Here is a 16781-nt window from a genome sequence, read left to right on the forward strand (position 1 = left end):
CTACTGGGGGTAGCAGTACATGACGAAGAAGACGCGGCTGCGCGTAGCGCGCATTGCGGCCGGCGCAGTGATTGCGGCCGGTGCGTCGCTCACCGCGGCCGGAGCTGCTTCCGCGGCCAGCCCGGGTGAGACCGGCGGCCAGAGCGGCGGCATCATCGGCGGGATTATCGGCGGAGTCTTCGGCGGCGGCACCGGTGGTGACGACAGCACCGGTGGTACGACCGGTGGCGACGACAGCACCGGCGGCGAGATCGGCGGCACCGCCGGCGGCGACGAGACCATCGGCGGCACCGCGGGTGGCGACCAGACCACCGGTGGCACCACCGGTGACCAGACCACGGGTGGCACCACCGGTGGCGACCAGACGACTGGTGGCACCACCGGTGACCAGACCACCGGCGGCACCACTGGCGGCGACCAGACGACTGGTGGCACCACCGGTGACCAGACCACCGGCGGTACGACCGGTGGCGACCAGACCACCGGCGGCACCACGGGCGGTGACCAGACCACCGGTGGCAGCACCGGCGGTCACGACACCACCGGCGGCAGCACCGGCGGCCACGGCAGCACCGGCGGTTCCACCGGCGGTAGCGACACCACCGGTGGCAGCACCGGCGGTGACGAGACCACCGGTGGCAACTCCAGCACCGGCACCGGTACCGACAACGAGGGCACCAAGCCGATCGAGCAGCCCGGCCAGGGCAAGGAGCAGATCGCTGACACGCCCGGCCAGGCAAAGCAGCAGGCCAAGGGCGGTGAGCTGGCGGAGACCGGTTCCTCCGGCACCACCTTCCTGTTGATCGGTGCCGCGACGATGATCGCGGGCGGTGTGGGCTTCCGTGTGCTGCCCCGCCTGATCAACAAGAACGGCGGCGGCGCCGCGGCGGCCTGACGCCGGCGCGGTACAGCTGGAGGGGCCCGGGACGCATCATGCGTCCCGGGCCCCTCGGCGTTGGTGTGACGGCCGCGGAAAGACCCGTACGGGTGGTCGGCGGGAAAGCCCCGTACGGATGCCGGGCGGCCCGGTGTCAGACGGCCTGGTGGAGCAGTACGCCCAGCGCTATCAGCACGATCATCAGCGCCACCAGCATCGCCGGGCTGAGCTGGGCGAAGATACCGCCCGCCTGCTGCTGAAGACGTTCTCTGCTGGCCCGGCACACGGGGCAGCGGCCCTCGTTCACAGGGGCCGCGCAGTTGGCGCACACCAGTCGGTCGTACGTCATGCGACCTCCTTCTCCACTGCACCAACGCACCGGGAGGCGCATCGGTTCCCTCTCCCACTGTGCCAGCTCACGGCCCAAACGGCGCGCCCCGCGAAATTGTGCGCCTTTTGTCCCGTAGGCGCCGTGAATAACCGCACCAACCGCCTACGCCGACTGGGCCGCCCTGCGAGGTTCGCGTATGGTCACGCACACCGACGGGAGCCGCAACTCGGCAACCGTGCCCCTATTCAGGTCGACCGTGGTGCATCAGTGATCCGATTCGACAACGTCTCCAAGACTTACCCGAAGCAGAACCGCCCTGCACTCAGGGACGTCTCGCTCGAGATCGAGCGCGGCGAGTTCGTCTTCCTGGTGGGCTCCTCGGGCTCCGGTAAGTCCACCTTCCTGAGGCTGCTGCTGCGCGAGGAGCGCGCCAGCCACGGCCATGTGCACGTCCTCGGCAAGGACCTCGGGAAGCTCTCCAACTGGAAGGTCCCGCAGATGCGGCGCCAGGTGGGCACGGTCTTCCAGGACTTCCGGCTGCTCCCCAACAAGACCGTGGGGGAGAATGTCGCCTTTGCCCTTGAGGTGATCGGCAAGCCGCGCGGCCAGATCCGCAAGACGGTTCCCGAGGTCCTCGAACTCGTCGGGCTCGGCGGCAAAGAGGAGCGTATGCCGGGTGAGCTCTCCGGTGGTGAGCAGCAGCGCGTCGCCATCGCCCGGGCCTTCGTCAACCGCCCGATGCTGCTCATCGCGGACGAGCCCACCGGCAACCTCGACCCGCAGACCTCGGTCGGCATCATGAAGCTGCTGGACCGGATCAACCGGACCGGTACGACGGTGGTCATGGCCACCCACGACCAGCAGATCGTCGACCAGATGCGCAAGCGGGTCATGGAACTCGAGAAGGGCCGGCTCGTACGCGACCAGTCGCGCGGCGTGTACGGCTACCAGCACTAAGCGTGTACGGCCCCCAGTACTGAAAGGACGCCATGCGCGCCCAGTTCGTCCTGTCGGAGATCGGCGTCGGTCTCCGCCGAAACCTCACGATGACCTTCGCCGTCATCGTCTCCGTAGCCCTCTCGCTGGGCCTGTTCGGCGCCTCGCTGCTGATGCGCGACCAGGTCAGCACGATGAAGGGCTACTGGTACGACAAGGTCAACGTCTCGATCTTCTTCTGCAACAAGAACGACGCCGACACCGGCACCAACTGCGCCAAGGGTGCGGCCACCCAGCAGCAGAAGAACGACATCAAGGCCGAGCTCGACCGGCTGCCGATCGTGCAGAAGCCGGTGGTGTACGAGTCCAGCGATCAGGCTTACAAGCACTACAAGGAGCAGTTCGGCGATACGCCGGTGGCCGGAGTGGTGACGCCCGACCAGCTGCCCGAGTCCTTCCGGGTCAAGCTCAAGGACCCGACGAAGTACGCCGTCATCAAGTCGGCGTTCTCCGAGCGGCCCGGTGTCCAGGAAGTGCAGGATCAACGGGACACCGTCGAGCCGCTGTTCAACCTGCTCAACGGCATGAACATCGCCGCGATAGTCGTGATGGCGCTGATGCTCGTCGTTGCGCTGATGCTGATCGTCAACACCGTCCGGGTGTCGGCGTTCAGCAGGCGCCGGGAGACCGGGATCATGCGGCTGGTGGGAGCGTCCAGCTTCTACATCCAGATGCCGTTCATCCTGGAGGCCGCCATCGCGGGGCTGCTGGGCGCGGCCTTCGCCTGTGTGCTGCTGGTCGGCGGCAAGTACGCCCTCATCAACAACTGGCTGGCGAAGAAGATCCAGGTGGTCAACTTCATCGGCTGGGACTCGGTGGCGGCGGTCCTCCCGCTGGTCCTCCTGATCGGGCTGCTGATGCCCGCGCTCGCCGCGTTCTTCGCGTTGCGCAAGTACCTCAAGGTGTGAGCTTTGCCAAGGGGCGCCGTACGGTCAACTTGCCGTACGGCGCCCTTTTGTCCCCTAGACTCACCGGCATGCCGGGCCCGTGTTCGTACGACCGGCCCCGCCGCATTCGCCGCGGGGCGGCCCTGACGTTGTTCCTCGCCGGCGTGCTCGCCACCGGCGCGGCGACCGGCACGTGGAGCGACCGTGCCGAGGGCGCGGCCGAGCGGCCCGCACCGGCCCGCGCGGCGTCCGGCGGGCGGGTCCCCGAGGCCGCCACCGCGGACCGCGTGGCCGTCGAGCGGGCCGCTTCCGAGGCCGTCGAGGACGGCAAGTCCGGTGCGCAGGCCGCCGCCGACGTCGTCAGCCGCAGCGGCGACCGCTGGTCGACGATCTACAGCGCGGGCGAGTTCAAGGATTTCCAGGCGCAGTTGGACGGCGGTTATGTCGGCGTCGGGCTCTGGGTGCGCCAGGCGCCCCACGGCCGGATCGAGGTGTCCCGGGTCCAGCCCGGCGGCCCCGCCGCACGCGCCGGTATCGCGGTGGGTGACCGGCTGCGCGCCGTCGACGGCCGTCCGTCCCGGGGCGCACCGGTCACCGAGGTCGTCGCCCGCCTGCGGGGCGTGGCCACCGGCGGCTCCCGTCAGCCCGCCGCCGCTGCCGGCACCCCCGTGACGCTGGACCTGCAGCGCGGCAGCCGCCGCTGGTCGGACACCTTGCACCGCTCCCGGCTCAGATCCCGCAACGTCGTCATCGACCGCCTTGCCGGTGCGCACGGCCCGACCCGCGTCAAGATTTCGGCGTTCGGCAAGGGCACCGGCGCGGTGGTCCGCCGGGCGGTGCGCCGCGCCTCCCCCCAGGGCGGCATGCTGCTCGACCTGCGCGGCAACACCGGCGGCCTGGTCACCGAGGCGGTGGCCACCGCCTCCGCCTTCCTCGACGGCGGTCTGGTCGCGACGTACGACGTACGCGGCAGCCAGCGCGCGCTGTACGCCCGGCGCGGCGGCAATACCCGTATCCCCCTGGTCGTCCTGGTCGACGGCGGCACGATGAGCGCCGCCGAGCTGCTGTCCGGCGCGCTCCAGGACCGGGGGCGGGCGCTCGTGGTGGGTTCGAGGACCTTCGGCAAGGGCTCGGTGCAGATGCCCAGCACGCTGGCGGACGGTTCGGTCGCCGAGCTGACCGTCGGCCACTACCGCACGCCGTCCGGCCGGAATGTCGACGGCGACGGCCTCACCCCCGATGTCGTGGTCGGATCCGGGGCGGAGAAACGGGCCCGCACAGTATTGAGTGGCCTCGGGGGCGGGGCGTAGTGCGAAAATGGCCGCACTATGGCTAAGGACAAGGGCAAGGACAAGAACCCCGGGCGCAAGCTCGTGGCGCAGCACAAGAAGGCGCGGCACGACTACCACATTCTGGACACCTATGAGTGTGGCCTGGTGCTGACCGGCACCGAGGTGAAGTCGCTGCGGCAGGGCCGGGCGTCGCTGGTGGACGGTTTCATCCAGATCGACGGCAACGAGGCGTGGCTGCACAACGTACATATCCCCGAATACGCGCAGGGCACCTGGACGAACCATGCGGCCCGGCGCAAGCGGAAGCTGCTGATGCACCGCGCCGAGATCGACAAGCTGGAGTCCAAGAGCCAGGAGTCGGGGCACACGATCGTGCCGCTGGCCCTGTATTTCAAGGGCGGCCGGGCCAAGGTCGAGATCGCCCTGGCCAAGGGCAAGAAGGAGTACGACAAGCGGCAGACGCTCCGCGAGCAGCAGGACCGCCGCGAGACGGACCGCGCCATCTCGGCGGTCCGGCGCCGGCAGCGGGCCTGATCTGCCGGCAAGGGCCCGTCCGGACCGGTCCGCCGGGAAATGCGCTGGCAACGGCGCACGGTGTTCCCGTACGATGGGGGCACACCCCACGAGGGGTGTGGGTACCACCTTGATAAATCAACATGGGGATGATCGGTTTCGACAGCGGATGTCGAGGCAGGGGAAGCGAGTCGAGGAAGCGGCAATGATCTCGTTAACCATATGTCGCAACCAACAATCGGCAATTCCAAGCCCGATTCCTTCGCCCTCGCTGCCTAAGTAGCGACTTGCGAAGTGTCAGCCCGGGGCTGTTCCCGACCCGGATCCTGGCATCAGCTAGGGGACTAAACTTCTAGACCCGGTCACGGGGTTTAGGAGGAAATCAAACAGTGGCTGAGCCCGTCGGAGACTTGTTCGCGTGATCTCCGGGGCCGAGAAAATCGCAGCGAACTGCACTCGGAGAAGTCCTGTTTCCGCACCGTTGGACGCGGGTTCGATTCCCGCCATCTCCACTCATCCCATGTGAGGCCCAGGCCCCGCCGTCCCAGGACGGCGGGGCCTGAGTCGTTTGTGGTCCGGGTTCCGGGTCAGCCGGCGGGCGCCGGCGGGCAGGCCGGTCGGCGGCGCGTCCCGAGCAGGGTAACGGCCGCCGCGAGGGCGGCCGCCGCCGCGGGCACCCCGTAGGCCGCGCCCGCGCCGCCCAGATGGTCGATCGCCCAGCCGCCGCCCGCCGACCCCGCCGCGATCCCGCCCAGCAGAGCGGTCACGGCGAGCGTCATGCCCTCGTTGAGCCGGCCGGGCGGCGTCAGCGACTGGACGAGTCCCATGCCGGTGACCATGGTCGGCGCGGTCGCCATACCGGCCGGCAGGAGCGCGACGGCCAGCGTCGCCGGGCCCCCTGTCGTGGCCGCGAGCAGCGGGAGCAGCATCAGGGCCGCCATTGCCGCGGTGCAGCAGAGGAAGCGGTGACGGGCCCGGCCCGTCTGCCGCCGCAGGCCGTAGAGCAACCCCGCCGCACAGGAGCCCGCCGCCTGCAGGGCGAGCAGTGCGCCCGCCGCGGACCGCAGGCCGTGCCCGTCGGCGAAGGCGATCGTCACGACCTCCAGGGAGCCGAAGACCGCGCCGGTGGCGAGGAAGGTGGCCAGGAGCGGAGGCAGCCCCGGCAGCCGCAGGGGGGAGCGGGTCCTGCCGGTGGCCGGGGCCGGGGACACGGGTGGCTCGGTGCGGCGCTGGGCCGTGAACAGCAGCACCCCGGTCAGCAGCAGTGCCGCGGCCACCGCCGTGCCCGCCTCCGGGGCGAGGGTGGTGCACAGCAGCGTGGCGAGCACCGGGCCCAGCAGGAAGCACAGCTCGTCGGCGGCCTGTTCGAAGGAGTTGGCGGTGTGCCGGGCGGCCGGGTCGTCGCGGAAGAGGTGCGCCCAGCGGGCCCGGGACAGCCCGCCGGTGTTGGGGGTGGTGGCGGTGGCCGCGTAGCAGGCGAAGAGGGTCCAGTCGGGCGCGCCGTAGTGGACGCACAGGAGCAGGGCGAGCGAGCCGAGGACGGCGAGCGCGGTGGCCGGGACCGCGATCCGGGCCTGGCCGTGGCGGTCGACCAGCCGGGCGGTCCACGGCCCGGCCAGTGCCGTCGCCGCCAGCCCGGTCGCGGTGACCGCTCCGGCCAGCGCGTAGGAGCCACGCGATCCGGCGATCATCAGCACCGCGCTGACGCTGAGCATCCCCATGGGGAGGCGGGCGAGCAGATTGGCGGCGGTGAAGGCGCGGGCGCCCGGGACGGCGAAGATCCGGCGGTAGGGGGCGAGGAAGCGGAGGCGGGAACGGAAGCGGGCACGGCGGCGGGAGGGGGTGCGGGCGCGCCGCGGGGTCGGGCGTACGGGCGGGGAGGTGACCGGCCGGGCGGCGAGGAAGAGGATCATGCCCCTACGGTCGCTGTCGCCGCTGCCACCCGTCCAACACCTGGTCAGCACCCATTCACGCACCCGTGTTGTGAGTGTGTGCGGGCCTCTGTGTACGAGCCCTGTGTACGAGCCCTGTGTACGGGCCCTCGGCCCGCGCCGGCAGGGGACGCTGCTGCCAGGATGACCCGATGCCGTACGACATCGATCCGCGTTTGCTCCGTGCCTTCCTCGCCGTCGCCGAGGAGCTGCACTTCACCCGCGCCGCCGCCCGGCTCTACATCGCCCAGCAGGCGCTGAGCCGCGATATCCGGCGCCTGGAGCGGGAGTTGGGCGCCGCGCTGTTCGTACGGACCACCCGCCAGGTCTCCCTGACGGCGGACGGGACACGGCTGCTGCCGCTCGCCCGGCGGGTGCTGACCGCGCACGACGAGCTGGCCGGTGCGTTCCGGGCCGCGCCCGAGCGGCCGCTGCTGGTGGATGTGGGGGTGCCGATCGGTACGGCCCACGGGGTGCTGGAGGCGGCCAGGGACCGGGTGCCGGACAGCTGTGAGCTGGTCGCCCGCTTCCACAGCGGGCTGACGGGCGCGGCGGCCGAGGTGGCGGCCGGCCGCCTCGATGTCTCCTTCGGCCGGATCGCGGCGCTGCCGCCCGGCATACGGGCCGGTCTCGACCATCAGCCGGTCCGCCTGGAGCCGATGGCGGTCCTGCTGCGCGAGGACCATCCGCTGGCCGCGCGCCCCGCCGTCGTCCTCGCCGCCCTGGCCGGCGAGACGCTTTACACGGCCGCCGGGAATCCGCAGACCGCGGAGTGGACGGACCTGGCCGAGCGGCTTTTCGCGGGCCGCGGCATTGCGGCCGCCGAGCCGTTCCCGGAGATCGAGGGCTCGCAGGAGTTCGTCCGGGTGGTGCGCAAGCGGGGGTGGTCGGTGCTGGCGAGTGTGGAGTTCATCGAGGTGCCGGGGATGGTGCTGCGGCCGCTGGTCGATCCCGTACCGCTCTCGCCGGTCTCGATGGTGTGGCGGCGTGGCCTGCGGCATCCGGGCCTGGACGCGCTGCGGGCGGCCGCCCGCGAACTGGCCGGCCGGCACGGATGGTTGGTGCCGCCGGGGAGCGCGTGGTGGCTTCCGGAGGAGGATGTGCGGGTGATGGGCGTACGGGGGTGAGGGCCTGGCGTATGCGGCGTCCGGAAGAAGGTTCGGCCGCAGAGGCAACCCCGGGCGCGCGAATTCTTTCCTTAATGGCGAGGAATTCTGTCCGGAACGAACAGGGAGAGCCGTGCGACGGCGTTCACATCTCGCGGTGGTGGCGGCCGCGCTGACCTTGACCGCCGCGGCGGGACTGGCCCTGACCGGCTGCGGTTCGGCGCGGATGGCGCCGCTGCACGCCAGCTGCACGACCAAGGGCCTGCGCTGGACGCTCACCGTCCTGAAGAGGAACCCGCACACGGAACAGCGCGAGGCCCGGCTGTCCATCGCCAACAGCGGTTCCGGGCCCTGTGTGTTCCACGGATTCCCGGCCTTCGAGGTCCACCTCGGCAAGGGGCCGGAGTCGGACGCCCAGGGCCATGGCAAGACCCTGCCCATAGACCTGCCGCGCGGCGGCACCATCACGGCCCCCCTGCGCTACATGGACTGCCCCGTCGGCACCCCGCCGAACGCCGCCATGGTGACCAACGACCTCGCCGTGGTGTCCGCGCCGCGCGACTACCCCGGCCGCCAGGCGGTCGTGGCACGGGACGAGAAGGGCAAGCGCCTGCGGATGACCCTCTGCGCGAACCGGATATGGATGGGGCCGCCGCGGGAGTCGGCCGAGTAGACCCGGTTACGTAGCCCCGGTTGCGTAGCGCCGGTTGTGTAGCCCCGGTTACGGGGCTGTTGTGGCGGCAGCGCTACCTGCGGCGTACGAGGTGAACGAGGCCCAGGCACCCGGCGAGAAGTCCAGGTGCGGGCCCTGGGGGTCCTTGGAGTCGCGGACGTGGATGGTGGTGGGGTGGGCGGCGACCTCTACGCAGGCGCCGCCTTCGTCGCTGCTGTGGCTGGACTTGTGCCAGGTGTAGGCGACTTCGAGGCAGTTGCCACCCTCGCTGCCGCTGTAGCTGGACTTGAACCACGTCAGATGGGTCATCGCTCTCCTAGCAGCCGGTCCAGCAGGCCCATGGTTTCCTCTGCGTTGAGGGCCTGCATTCGCAGCATTCCCTGCTTCTGAGCGAGGACGCTGACCTCATTGGAGTCGGGAGCCAGCTCACTGTTTCGTTGCGCCTCGGCATAGGCCAAGTGTTGGTGCTCGGGGGTTTCCAGCCGCACGAATGCCCCGTTCAGCCCGGCGCCGGTGACCTTATGTGTGCCCGTACTCATCACGAGTACGGGCTCGCGTACTGGGCAGCGCAGTTGCACACTGCGACCGTCGTCGTATGAACGGAGAGAGGCAACTTCCCTGTCCACGCGAGCGGTTCTACCGGCGTGAGCGACGATCGGTGCCGGGGGCGCGGGAGCTTGTGCGGGCGGTGCTCCCGGACAGGGGCCGTCGGGGAGCCGGCGGACGCGGTATTGCTGTGTGTGAGCGAGTCGGTGACAAATGCGCTGCGCCGCGGGGTGCCGCCCGGGCGCGGCTTTCAGCTGTACGTGTGGCCGCCTGCGGGCGGGGTGCTGCGGCTGGAGGTGCACGACAGTGGCGACGGGTGGCCGCGGGTGCGGACGGGCGCTGGGCCGGTGGGCGAGGTCCGGCATGGGCTGCTGCTGGCGGACAAGCGGGGCGTGGGGGAGCGGATGCCAGGCAAGGCCGTCCGGTGTGGGTTCACCCTGTGACCGGCCCGGCGGTAAAGGTGTGCTACAGCCGTTGGACGGGTGTTGCACACGGGCTTAATCTGTCCTGTATGGCAGCAACGATAGGATTTCGGCCCACCGAAGAGGATGCGCGGATCATCAAGGACGCCATGCGTGGTGGCGAGGGAACCAGCGACGTGATCCGGCGTGCGCTGCGGCTCCTTGAGCGTGAGGAATGGCTCTCCCACGCCCGCAGCGACGCAGAGCGCCTGGCCGGTGAGGACCTGACCACGGAAGAGGACGCCTGGTGATCCGTGGCGCCGTCTACCGCGTCGACTTCGGTGATGCGAAGCGCGGGCACGAGCAGCGAGGGCGCCGTTTCGGCCTGGTGCTCAGCCCGACATCCATGCCGTGGAGCGTCGCCACCGTTGTCCCGACGTCCACCAGTGCGCAGCCCTCGGTGTTCCGGCCCGAGGTCGAACTGGCAGGGAGGAACACGAGGTTTCTGGTTGATCAGATTCGTACGGTTGATACCTCATTCATTCACGGTGACCCCATCCACTATCTCGACCGGGATGAACTCGCCGAAGTCGAACACGCCGTGACGCGTTACCTCGGGCTCTGACAAGGCCCGCCCTCACCGCCCCCTGCCGTCTCGGGTGAGTGCAAGGTTGCGTCCCCGTCACCGGGCGGCACGGTACGGAAACCCGGCCTCCCTAGCGTCGGTGCGCAGGACCCGACCCCTGGGAGGCGCGATGACGGCCGCGGCAGCAGAGACCCGTAGCGACACACCCGACTACACCCCCGCCGGCGGCCGTACCGGCGGTTTCGCGGGCCGTCCCGAGGGCCGGGTGAGGCGGGGCGGCCGGTGGATCGAGCGCTGGGAGCCCGAGGACGAGGGGTTCTGGCGGGAGACGGGGGAGCGGGTCGCGCGGCGGAATCTCGCCTTCTCGGTGCTCTGTGAGCACATCGGGTTCTCCGTCTGGAGCTTGTGGTCGGTGATGGTGCTGTTCATGGGGCCGGAGTACGGGATCGATCCGGCCGGGAAGTTCTTCCTGGTGGCGGTGCCGACGCTGGTGGGCGGGGTGCTGCGGGTGCCGTACACCTTCGCGGTGGCGCGGTTCGGCGGGCGCAACTGGACGGTGATGAGCGCCGCGATGCTGCTGGTGCCGACCGCCATGGCGGCGGTGGTGATGGAGCCGGGCACGTCGTACGGCACGTTTCTGCTGGTCGCGGCGCTGGCCGGGGTCGGGGGCGGGAACTTCGCCTCCTCCATGACCAACATCAACTCCTTCTATCCGCTGCGGAAGAAGGGGTGGGCGCTGGGGCTGAACGCCGGTGGCGGCAACATCGGGGTGCCGGTGATCCAGCTGCTGGCGCTGCTGGTGATCGGGACGGCGGGGGCGGCGCATCCGCGGATCGTGGCGGCCGTCTATGTGCCGCTGATCGTCCTCGCGGCGGTGCTCGCGGCGCTGTTCATGGACAATCTGGCCCCGGTGACGAACGACACCGGGGCGGCGCTCGACGCCGCCAGGGAGCCGCACACCTGGGTGATGTCACTGCTGTACATCGGCACCTTCGGGTCGTTCATCGGCTTCAGCTTCGCCTTCGGGCTGGTGCTGCAGAACCAGTTCGTCCGTACGCCGCTGCAGGCCGCGTCGCTGACGTTCCTCGGGCCGCTGCTGGGCTCACTGATCCGGCCGGTCGGCGGGCGGCTGGCGGACCGGTTCGGCGGCGCCCGGATCACCCTGGGCAACTTCGCGGCGATGGGCCTGGCCACGGGCGTGGTGATCTACGCGTCGGCGGAGCGGTCGCTGCCGGTGTTCCTGGCCGGGTTCATCGCGCTGTTCGTGCTGTCGGGGCTCGGCAACGGCTCCACGTACAAGATGATCCCGGGGATCTTCCATGCCCAGGCGCTGCGCCGCGGGCTGGCGGGGGAGGAGGCCGCGGTATACGGGCGGCGGCTGTCGGGGGCGGCGATGGGGCTGATCGGGGCGGTGGGCGCGCTCGGCGGCCTGGCCATCAACCTGGCCTTCCGGCAGTCGTTCCTGGTGGCCGGGTCGGGTACCCCGGCGTTTGTGTCGTTCCTGGCCTGCTATCTGGTGTGCGGGGCGGTGACCTGGGGCGTCTATCTGCGGCCCGCGGTGCGTGGGCGGCGTACGGGGCAGGGGGCGCGGGCACAGGCACAGGCGCGGGCGAAGGTGGTGGGTGAGGCGGACGGGCCGGACGGTCCGGATGCGGCGGCCGGAGCGGCTGAGGCGGACGGGGAGCGGGGGCCGGTGTACGCGGAGGTGTGAGCGCGGGCGGGGGGATCCGGTGCGGCGCCCCGCCTCACGCCGTGGGTGTGCGGCCCGTACGGCGTGGGCAGGGCGCCCCGCTGTAACCGCGGGGAAATACTGGAGGACCGGGACCGTCATGTGCCGTTGGCATTGTGGCGCTTTGGCGTTTTGGCACCCTGGCACTTCGTGCCGCCCGAGCCGCGGCGGCACATGCAGCACCCGGCAGTACCGACACGTACACCGGCGTACACAGCAGAACACCACTCTGGGCGGAGCGGGACGACCATGCACGAGCAGCAGGAGCACGACGAGCGGGAGCCGGCGGCGCCGGAAGCGGAAGCGGAAACGGGGCCGGCAGCGGCACCGCCCTCGGTCGTCCGGCCGCTGGACGGGTTCACCGTCGGGGTGACCGCGGCCCGGCGGGCGGAGGAGCTGGGCGCCCTGCTGGAGCGGCGCGGGGCACAGGTGATGCATGCGCCCGCGCTGCGGATTGTCCCGCTGCCGGACGACACCGAACTGCTGGCGGTGACCCGGGACCTGATCGACCGGGCGCCCGATGTCGTCGTGGCCACCACTGCCATCGGCTTCCGCGGCTGGGTCGAGGCCGCGGAGGGCTGGGGCCTCGGTGAGGCGCTGCTGGACCGGCTGACCGGGGTGGAGCTGCTGGCGCGCGGGCCCAAGGTGCGCGGCGCGATCCGGGCGGCCGGGCTGACCGAGAAGTGGTCGCCGGCCTCCGAGTCGATGGCCGAGGTGCTGGACCGGCTGCTGGAGGAGGGCGTCGCCGGGCGCCGGGTGGCCCTGCAGCTGCACGGGGAGCCGCTGCCGGGCTTCGTGGAGGCGCTGCGGGCCGGCGGTGCGGAGGTGGTCGGCGTCCCCGTGTACCGGTGGATGCCGCCGGAGGACATCGGGCCGGTCGACCGGCTGCTGGACGCGGTGCTCTCGCGGACCCTGGACGCGGTGACCTTCACCAGCGCGCCGGCCGCCGCGTCGCTGCTGCGCCGGGCCGGGGAGCGGGGGATCCGCGAGGAGGTGCTGGCGGCGCTGCGGCGGGAGGTGCTGCCGGTGTGCGTGGGGCCGGTGACCGCGCTGCCGCTCCAGGCGGAGGACGTCCCCACGCTGCAGCCGGAGCGCTTCCGGCTCGGGCCGCTGGTGCAGCTGCTGTGCCGTGAACTCCCGGGGCGGGTGGAGCCGTTGCCGGTGGCCGGGCGGCGGCTGGAGATCCGCGGGCACGCCGTCGTGGTGGACGGTGCGCTGCGGCCGGTGCCGCCGGCCGGGATGGCGCTGCTGCGTGCGCTGGCGCGGCGCCCTGGCTGGGTGGTCTCCCGTGCGGATCTGCTGCGGGCACTGCCGGGGACGGGCCGGGACGAGCACGCCGTGGAGACCGCGATGGCCCGGCTGCGGGGGGCACTGGGCGCGCCCAAGCTGATCCAGACGGTCGTCAAGCGCGGCTACCGGCTGTCGCTCGACCCGCATGCGGACACGGACAAGTACGGCGGGGAGTAGCACGAAGACGTACGGCGGGGAGTGACGCGGGCGCGTACGGGGAGTGCCACGGAGACGTACGGCGGGGAGCGGCACGGGCACGTACGGGGAGCGACGCGGACACGCCCGGCGGGAGCGGCGCGGAAGCACCCTCCACTACAGCCGGAAGCAGCGGCCAGGCACCCCTACCCCGGGTTGTTCACCCGGATCTTGGACTGGCCGTGCGGCCGCTTCTCCCAGTCCTCCATGAAGCGCGCCTCCAGGCCGTGCTTGCGGGCCAGGCTCAGCAGGGTCTCGGTCCGGTAGTAGAAGTCCTCGCGCAGCACCTGGTGTTCGGCGCCCTCGGTGCGGTCGAAGGTGAAGTCGAAGAAGCCGCCGGGTGCCAGGATGCGGCCGACATGGGCGAGGCATTCGTCGATGACGCCGAGCGGTGAGTGCGAGAAGACGCTGTGCGCGTGGACGACGTCGAAGTGGGCGGACGGCAGGAAGTCCAGGGTCAGATTCTGGGTGATCGTCAGGTGCGGCAGCTTGGCCTGGAGCTTATAGGTGGTCAGGGTCTGCTTCGCGGAGATCAGGATGTCCGGTGAGATGTCGATGCCGTAGTAGTTGCCGGCGTCCAGGTGGGCGATGAAGCGCCAGCCGGCGCGCAGATTGCCGCAGCCGATGTCCAGCATCCGGTGGCCGGGCTTCAGGCCGTGTCCGGCCAGGTAGTCGAACTGCATCTCGCCCAGCGCCAGCCAGCGTTCATGGCTGCGGCTGCCGACCGCGGCCTCCGGGTTGCGGCCGGTGTCGGAGGCCATCACCGCCCGGTAGTACGCGACGTGGTCGGGGTGCTTGAGGCGGAGCCAGGTGTCGCGGGCGGTGCGCTTGACGTACGGAGTGATCCTGGCCGGGTGGCGGACCGCGTAACCGATCTTGTGGGTCAGGCTGGCGCGGTTCGTGAGCAGGGACGTGCGCGGCATGGAGACCTTCCTCCGGGAGGGCAAGGAGTGCTACGGCGGGTGCTGTGGCAGGCGCTACGGCATGCGGCGGCCGGGGCGCGCGGCCCGCGAACCGCCGTGCCGCGAACTATACATAAGGCGTATACACATAGCGTCTACATGCGGTGTCTACGCACCATGCCTTCGTGGAGTGGCCGCCTCCGGAGGGTTCCGGCGGGCCCGTGGGCCGGGCACTCTGGAAGCACACACGTCCGGCCCTAAGGAGTGACAGGAACATGGCGGCGCCTTGCGACCTGCGGTTCGACTGCGGGCGGATCTGCCTGGACCTGGCCGCCACGGCCGACCGTCCCCCCGCGGAACTCACCGGCGAACGGCCGACCGGCGAACGGCTCACCGGCCCCGACCGGTTGCGGGCCTGGCTCGTCGGCGCGGGGCTGGTGCCGCGCGGCACCCCGCTGGACGGCGTCGACGCCGGCTGGGTCGGCCGCTTCCGGGCGCTGCGCGAGCTGCTGCGCCGGGTGGTGCACGACGAGCTGCGGGGCCGGGCGGCCGAGGCCGATCTGGCGCTGCTCAACTCCGCGGCCGCGTCCGGGCAGCCGCCCGCCGCGTCTGCGGTGCGCACCGCCGACGGTGTCCTGGCCCGCGCCCTGGGCGGCCCGCCCGACTGTGCCGGGCTGCTGGCCGCGGTCGCCCGGGACGCGATCGGGCTGCTGACCGACGCGGTGGCACGGGAGCAACTACGCCAATGCGAGGGCGAGAGCTGCACCCTGGTGTATCTGGACACCTCGCGCGGCCGTCGCCGCCGCTGGTGCTCCAGCGAGGTGTGCGGCAACCGGGAACGGGTGGCCAGGCACCGCCGCCGCACGACCGTGCACAGGGCACAGGTGGGAAGCACCGCTCCGCGGGGCACGGCCGGAACCGCAGGTCAGGGCGTCGCGGTCGGCTCGGAAAAATTTTCCGCCGAACTCTGAGTAACCCGCCCGTCCCGTCCGTACTCCTCACCGCAAGTCCGATTCATGGCAGGGTCCCCCGGCGATCTTGGGCGATCTGGGCTATCGACCCGGGAGTTGGAGTGCGTAAGGATGCCGTCGTGGCAGACAGGACGACACCTGACGAGGAGCTCATGCGAGCCCTCTATGACGATCACGCGGGCCCGCTTCTCGCCTTCGTCCTGCGATTGGTGGCCGGCGACCGGCACCGCGCGGAGGACGTGGTGCAGGAGACGCTGGTGCGCGCCTGGCGCAACGCCGACCAGTTGCAACGGGCGACCGGCTCGATACGACCCTGGCTGGTGACCGTCGCACGGCGGATCGTGATCGACGGGCACCGCAGTCGCAAGGCGCGGCCCCAAGAGGTCGATCCGACTCCTCTGGAGACGATGCCGGCCGCGGATGTCATCGACCGCGCCCTGCGCATGATGACGATCTCCGAGGCGCTGAGCGACCTGAGCCAGGCCCATCGAGAGGCCCTCGTCGAAACGTATTTCAAGGAACGTACGGTCAACGAGGCAGCGGAGGTGCTGCGCGTACCGGCCGGGACCGTGCGGTCCCGGGTGTTCTACGCGCTGCGCTCCCTGAGACTCTCGCTAGAGGAACGAGGAGTAACGGAGTGAACCCGCCCACGCAGCCGGACCGGCACACCGACGTCGGCGCCTATGCGCTGGGCGTCCTGGACGGTGCCGACGCCGACCGGTTCGAGGCGCATCTCGTCGGCTGTCACCGGTGCGCGGCCGAACTCGAAGAACTCATGGGCCTGTCGCCGGTACTGGCCGAGTTCAAACAGTCCGCCCCGACGCCGCAGACGATCACGGCCGTTCCCGGTCCGGGGCTGCTGGACGGGCTGATGGACGAGGTCGCCGCCACCCGGCGCGGCCGCGCCAGGCGCCGGCTGTTCCTGGTCGCCGCCGCCGTCGTGCTGATCGTCGGCGGGCCGCTCGCCGCCCTGAAGCTGGGTCCCCAGGACTCCGGCGAGAAGCCGGCGCCGCCGCTGGCGAACGCCGTGCGGGCCCAGTACGCGGCGGGCGAGAAGGCGAGCTCCGTCGACCCGGACACCAAGGTCTCGGCGGGCGTCTCGATGGCCGCCCGGCCGTGGGGCACCCAGGTGGTCCTGGAACTCGCCAACGTCAAGGGGCCGCTCACCTGCGGGCTGGTCGCCGTCGGCAAGGACGGCAAGCGGCAGACCGTGACCACCTGGGCGGTGCCCAAGGGCGGCTACGGCATCCCGGGCGGCGCCGCGAAGTGGAACCGCGAGCCCCTGTACGCGGCGGGCGGCGCGGGCTTCAACCGCGGCGACATCGACCACTTCGAGGTCACCACCACGGAGGGCAAGCGGCTGGCCAAGGTGAACGTCTGAGCGGCGCGGTCCGGCGCCCCGGGGCCGGGTACGGCACGGGGCGCCCGTCAAGGACCGCCATGCCCTCGACCGGCAATCCCCTCGACCGGGTCCGCCCGACGTAGAGGCTTGATTCAACATCCGACCAAAATCGCCCGACTTTGTCCCTTTCCCCAGGTGCGCGCGGTGCCTGGT

At 71.2% G+C, this 16781-nt stretch carries 20 protein-coding genes and 1 other RNA gene; 16 read left to right on the forward strand and 5 right to left on the reverse strand.

Annotation, left to right across the window (positions count from 1 at the left end; all coding sequences use genetic code 11):
* The first annotated feature begins 19 nt into the window (after positions 1 to 19).
* Positions 20 to 895, forward strand: a complete 876-nt coding sequence (locus D9V36_RS27440) for a hypothetical protein (protein WP_129296099.1) — start codon at positions 20 to 22, stop codon at positions 893 to 895.
* Positions 896 to 1031: 136 nt separating this feature from the next.
* On the opposite strand, the gene D9V36_RS27445 is transcribed toward D9V36_RS27440, so the two are convergent.
* On the reverse strand, positions 1032 to 1226 hold the full coding sequence (locus D9V36_RS27445) for a hypothetical protein (RefSeq protein WP_088797901.1): 195 nt from the start codon (positions 1224 to 1226) through the stop codon (positions 1032 to 1034).
* Between the two features lie 249 nt (positions 1227 to 1475).
* On the opposite strand from D9V36_RS27445, the gene ftsE reads away from it, so the two are divergent.
* From ftsE to ssrA, 5 genes are all read left to right on the forward strand, one after another.
* Entirely contained in the window at positions 1476 to 2165 is a 690-nt protein-coding gene (ftsE, locus tag D9V36_RS27450) for a cell division ATP-binding protein FtsE (RefSeq protein WP_129296100.1), read from the forward strand.
* Positions 2166 to 2197: 32 nt separating this feature from the next.
* Positions 2198 to 3112 carry a permease-like cell division protein FtsX gene (ftsX, locus tag D9V36_RS27455; RefSeq protein ID WP_088797900.1) on the forward strand — a complete coding sequence of 305 codons (915 nt, stop codon included), beginning with the start codon at positions 2198 to 2200 and terminating at the stop codon, positions 3110 to 3112.
* A 68-nt stretch (positions 3113 to 3180) separates the two neighbouring features.
* Positions 3181 to 4401 carry a S41 family peptidase gene (locus tag D9V36_RS27460; protein WP_129296101.1) on the forward strand — a complete coding sequence of 407 codons (1221 nt, stop codon included), beginning with the start codon at positions 3181 to 3183 and terminating at the stop codon, positions 4399 to 4401.
* Positions 4402 to 4419: 18 nt separating this feature from the next.
* On the forward strand, positions 4420 to 4917 hold the full coding sequence (smpB, locus tag D9V36_RS27465; protein WP_129296102.1) for an SsrA-binding protein SmpB: 498 nt from the start codon (positions 4420 to 4422) through the stop codon (positions 4915 to 4917).
* Positions 4918 to 5041: 124 nt separating this feature from the next.
* Positions 5042 to 5411: a transfer-messenger RNA gene (gene ssrA / locus D9V36_RS27470) on the forward strand.
* A gap of 72 nt (positions 5412 to 5483) precedes the next feature.
* Here the strand turns inward: ssrA and D9V36_RS27475 are convergent.
* On the reverse strand, positions 5484 to 6809 hold the full coding sequence (locus tag D9V36_RS27475; protein ID WP_129296103.1) for an MFS transporter: 1326 nt from the start codon (positions 6807 to 6809) through the stop codon (positions 5484 to 5486).
* Between the two features lie 170 nt (positions 6810 to 6979).
* Here D9V36_RS27475 and D9V36_RS27480 point away from each other — a divergent pair, with 170 nt between their 5' ends.
* Together D9V36_RS27480 and D9V36_RS27485 are read left to right on the forward strand one after the other, a co-directional pair.
* Positions 6980 to 7954, forward strand: a complete 975-nt coding sequence (locus D9V36_RS27480; RefSeq protein ID WP_129296104.1) for a LysR family transcriptional regulator — start codon at positions 6980 to 6982, stop codon at positions 7952 to 7954.
* Positions 7955 to 8066: 112 nt separating this feature from the next.
* Positions 8067 to 8606: a DUF4232 domain-containing protein gene (locus D9V36_RS27485; RefSeq protein ID WP_241721064.1), complete on the forward strand. Its 540-nt coding sequence runs from the start codon at positions 8067 to 8069 to the stop codon at positions 8604 to 8606.
* A 48-nt stretch (positions 8607 to 8654) separates the two neighbouring features.
* On the opposite strand, the gene D9V36_RS27490 is transcribed toward D9V36_RS27485, so the two are convergent.
* Both D9V36_RS27490 and D9V36_RS27495 read right to left on the reverse strand, forming a co-directional pair.
* Positions 8655 to 8915, reverse strand: a complete 261-nt coding sequence (locus tag D9V36_RS27490) for a DUF397 domain-containing protein (protein WP_129296105.1) — start codon at positions 8913 to 8915, stop codon at positions 8655 to 8657.
* Complete coding sequence (locus D9V36_RS27495; protein ID WP_431357701.1) at positions 8912 to 9145, reverse strand: Scr1 family TA system antitoxin-like transcriptional regulator; 234 nt, start codon at positions 9143 to 9145, stop codon at positions 8912 to 8914. The genes D9V36_RS27490 and D9V36_RS27495 overlap by 4 nt, the downstream gene beginning before the upstream one ends.
* Before the next feature lie 201 nt (positions 9146 to 9346).
* On the opposite strand from D9V36_RS27495, the gene D9V36_RS42890 reads away from it, so the two are divergent.
* The 5 genes from D9V36_RS42890 (at position 9347) to D9V36_RS27520 (ending at position 13335) form a co-directional block, all read left to right on the forward strand.
* Complete coding sequence (locus D9V36_RS42890; protein WP_347239733.1) at positions 9347 to 9595, forward strand: hypothetical protein; 249 nt, start codon at positions 9347 to 9349, stop codon at positions 9593 to 9595.
* Between the two features lie 68 nt (positions 9596 to 9663).
* Complete coding sequence (locus D9V36_RS27505) at positions 9664 to 9864, forward strand: hypothetical protein (protein WP_129296106.1); 201 nt, start codon at positions 9664 to 9666, stop codon at positions 9862 to 9864.
* On the forward strand, positions 9861 to 10178 hold the full coding sequence (locus D9V36_RS27510) for a type II toxin-antitoxin system PemK/MazF family toxin (protein WP_347239734.1): 318 nt from the start codon (positions 9861 to 9863) through the stop codon (positions 10176 to 10178). The genes D9V36_RS27505 and D9V36_RS27510 overlap by 4 nt, the downstream gene beginning before the upstream one ends.
* Before the next feature lie 130 nt (positions 10179 to 10308).
* Positions 10309 to 11850 (forward strand): nitrate/nitrite transporter, encoded by a 1542-nt coding sequence (locus D9V36_RS27515; protein ID WP_241721065.1) that lies wholly within the window; start codon positions 10309 to 10311, stop codon positions 11848 to 11850.
* 267 nt (positions 11851 to 12117) lie between these two features.
* Complete coding sequence (locus tag D9V36_RS27520) at positions 12118 to 13335, forward strand: uroporphyrinogen-III synthase (RefSeq protein WP_129296108.1); 1218 nt, start codon at positions 12118 to 12120, stop codon at positions 13333 to 13335.
* 164 nt (positions 13336 to 13499) lie between these two features.
* Here the strand turns inward: D9V36_RS27520 and D9V36_RS27525 are convergent, their stop codons facing one another.
* Positions 13500 to 14276 (reverse strand): class I SAM-dependent methyltransferase, encoded by a 777-nt coding sequence (locus tag D9V36_RS27525; protein ID WP_129296109.1) that lies wholly within the window; start codon positions 14274 to 14276, stop codon positions 13500 to 13502.
* Positions 14277 to 14530: 254 nt separating this feature from the next.
* On the opposite strand from D9V36_RS27525, the gene D9V36_RS27530 reads away from it, so the two are divergent.
* The 3 genes from D9V36_RS27530 to D9V36_RS27540 all read left to right on the forward strand — a co-directional run bounded on the left by D9V36_RS27530 (position 14531) and on the right by D9V36_RS27540 (position 16607).
* Positions 14531 to 15226 carry a CGNR zinc finger domain-containing protein gene (locus tag D9V36_RS27530; protein WP_129296110.1) on the forward strand — a complete coding sequence of 232 codons (696 nt, stop codon included), beginning with the start codon at positions 14531 to 14533 and terminating at the stop codon, positions 15224 to 15226.
* A gap of 101 nt (positions 15227 to 15327) precedes the next feature.
* Entirely contained in the window at positions 15328 to 15867 is a 540-nt protein-coding gene (locus D9V36_RS27535; protein WP_088797889.1) for a sigma-70 family RNA polymerase sigma factor, read from the forward strand.
* Positions 15864 to 16607: an anti-sigma factor family protein gene (locus D9V36_RS27540; RefSeq protein WP_129296111.1), complete on the forward strand. Its 744-nt coding sequence runs from the start codon at positions 15864 to 15866 to the stop codon at positions 16605 to 16607. The genes D9V36_RS27535 and D9V36_RS27540 overlap by 4 nt, the downstream gene beginning before the upstream one ends.
* Positions 16608 to 16781: the final 174 nt, after the last annotated feature.

This window comes from Streptomyces lydicus (genome assembly GCF_004125265.1).
In the GTDB taxonomy this organism is placed as follows: domain Bacteria; phylum Actinomycetota; class Actinomycetes; order Streptomycetales; family Streptomycetaceae; genus Streptomyces; species Streptomyces lydicus_C.

Coding starts and splice junctions, on each gene's coding strand:
- D9V36_RS27440 (WP_129296099.1), top strand. CDS start 20: ATGACGAAGAAGACGCGGCTGCGCGTAGCGCGCATTGCGGCCGGCGCA.
- D9V36_RS27445 (WP_088797901.1), bottom strand. CDS start 1,226: ATGACGTACGACCGACTGGTGTGCGCCAACTGCGCGGCCCCTGTGAAC.
- ftsX (WP_088797900.1), top strand. CDS start 2,198: ATGCGCGCCCAGTTCGTCCTGTCGGAGATCGGCGTCGGTCTCCGCCGA.
- D9V36_RS27460 (WP_129296101.1), top strand. CDS start 3,181: ATGCCGGGCCCGTGTTCGTACGACCGGCCCCGCCGCATTCGCCGCGGG.
- smpB (WP_129296102.1), top strand. CDS start 4,420: ATGGCTAAGGACAAGGGCAAGGACAAGAACCCCGGGCGCAAGCTCGTG.
- D9V36_RS27475 (WP_129296103.1), bottom strand. CDS start 6,809: ATGATCCTCTTCCTCGCCGCCCGGCCGGTCACCTCCCCGCCCGTACGC.
- D9V36_RS27480 (WP_129296104.1), top strand. CDS start 6,980: ATGCCGTACGACATCGATCCGCGTTTGCTCCGTGCCTTCCTCGCCGTC.
- D9V36_RS27490 (WP_129296105.1), bottom strand. CDS start 8,915: ATGACCCATCTGACGTGGTTCAAGTCCAGCTACAGCGGCAGCGAGGGT.
- D9V36_RS27495 (WP_431357701.1), bottom strand. CDS start 9,145: ATGAGTACGGGCACACATAAGGTCACCGGCGCCGGGCTGAACGGGGCA.
- D9V36_RS27505 (WP_129296106.1), top strand. CDS start 9,664: ATGGCAGCAACGATAGGATTTCGGCCCACCGAAGAGGATGCGCGGATC.
- D9V36_RS27515 (WP_241721065.1), top strand. CDS start 10,309: ATGACGGCCGCGGCAGCAGAGACCCGTAGCGACACACCCGACTACACC.
- D9V36_RS27520 (WP_129296108.1), top strand. CDS start 12,118: ATGCACGAGCAGCAGGAGCACGACGAGCGGGAGCCGGCGGCGCCGGAA.
- D9V36_RS27525 (WP_129296109.1), bottom strand. CDS start 14,276: ATGCCGCGCACGTCCCTGCTCACGAACCGCGCCAGCCTGACCCACAAG.
- D9V36_RS27530 (WP_129296110.1), top strand. CDS start 14,531: ATGGCGGCGCCTTGCGACCTGCGGTTCGACTGCGGGCGGATCTGCCTG.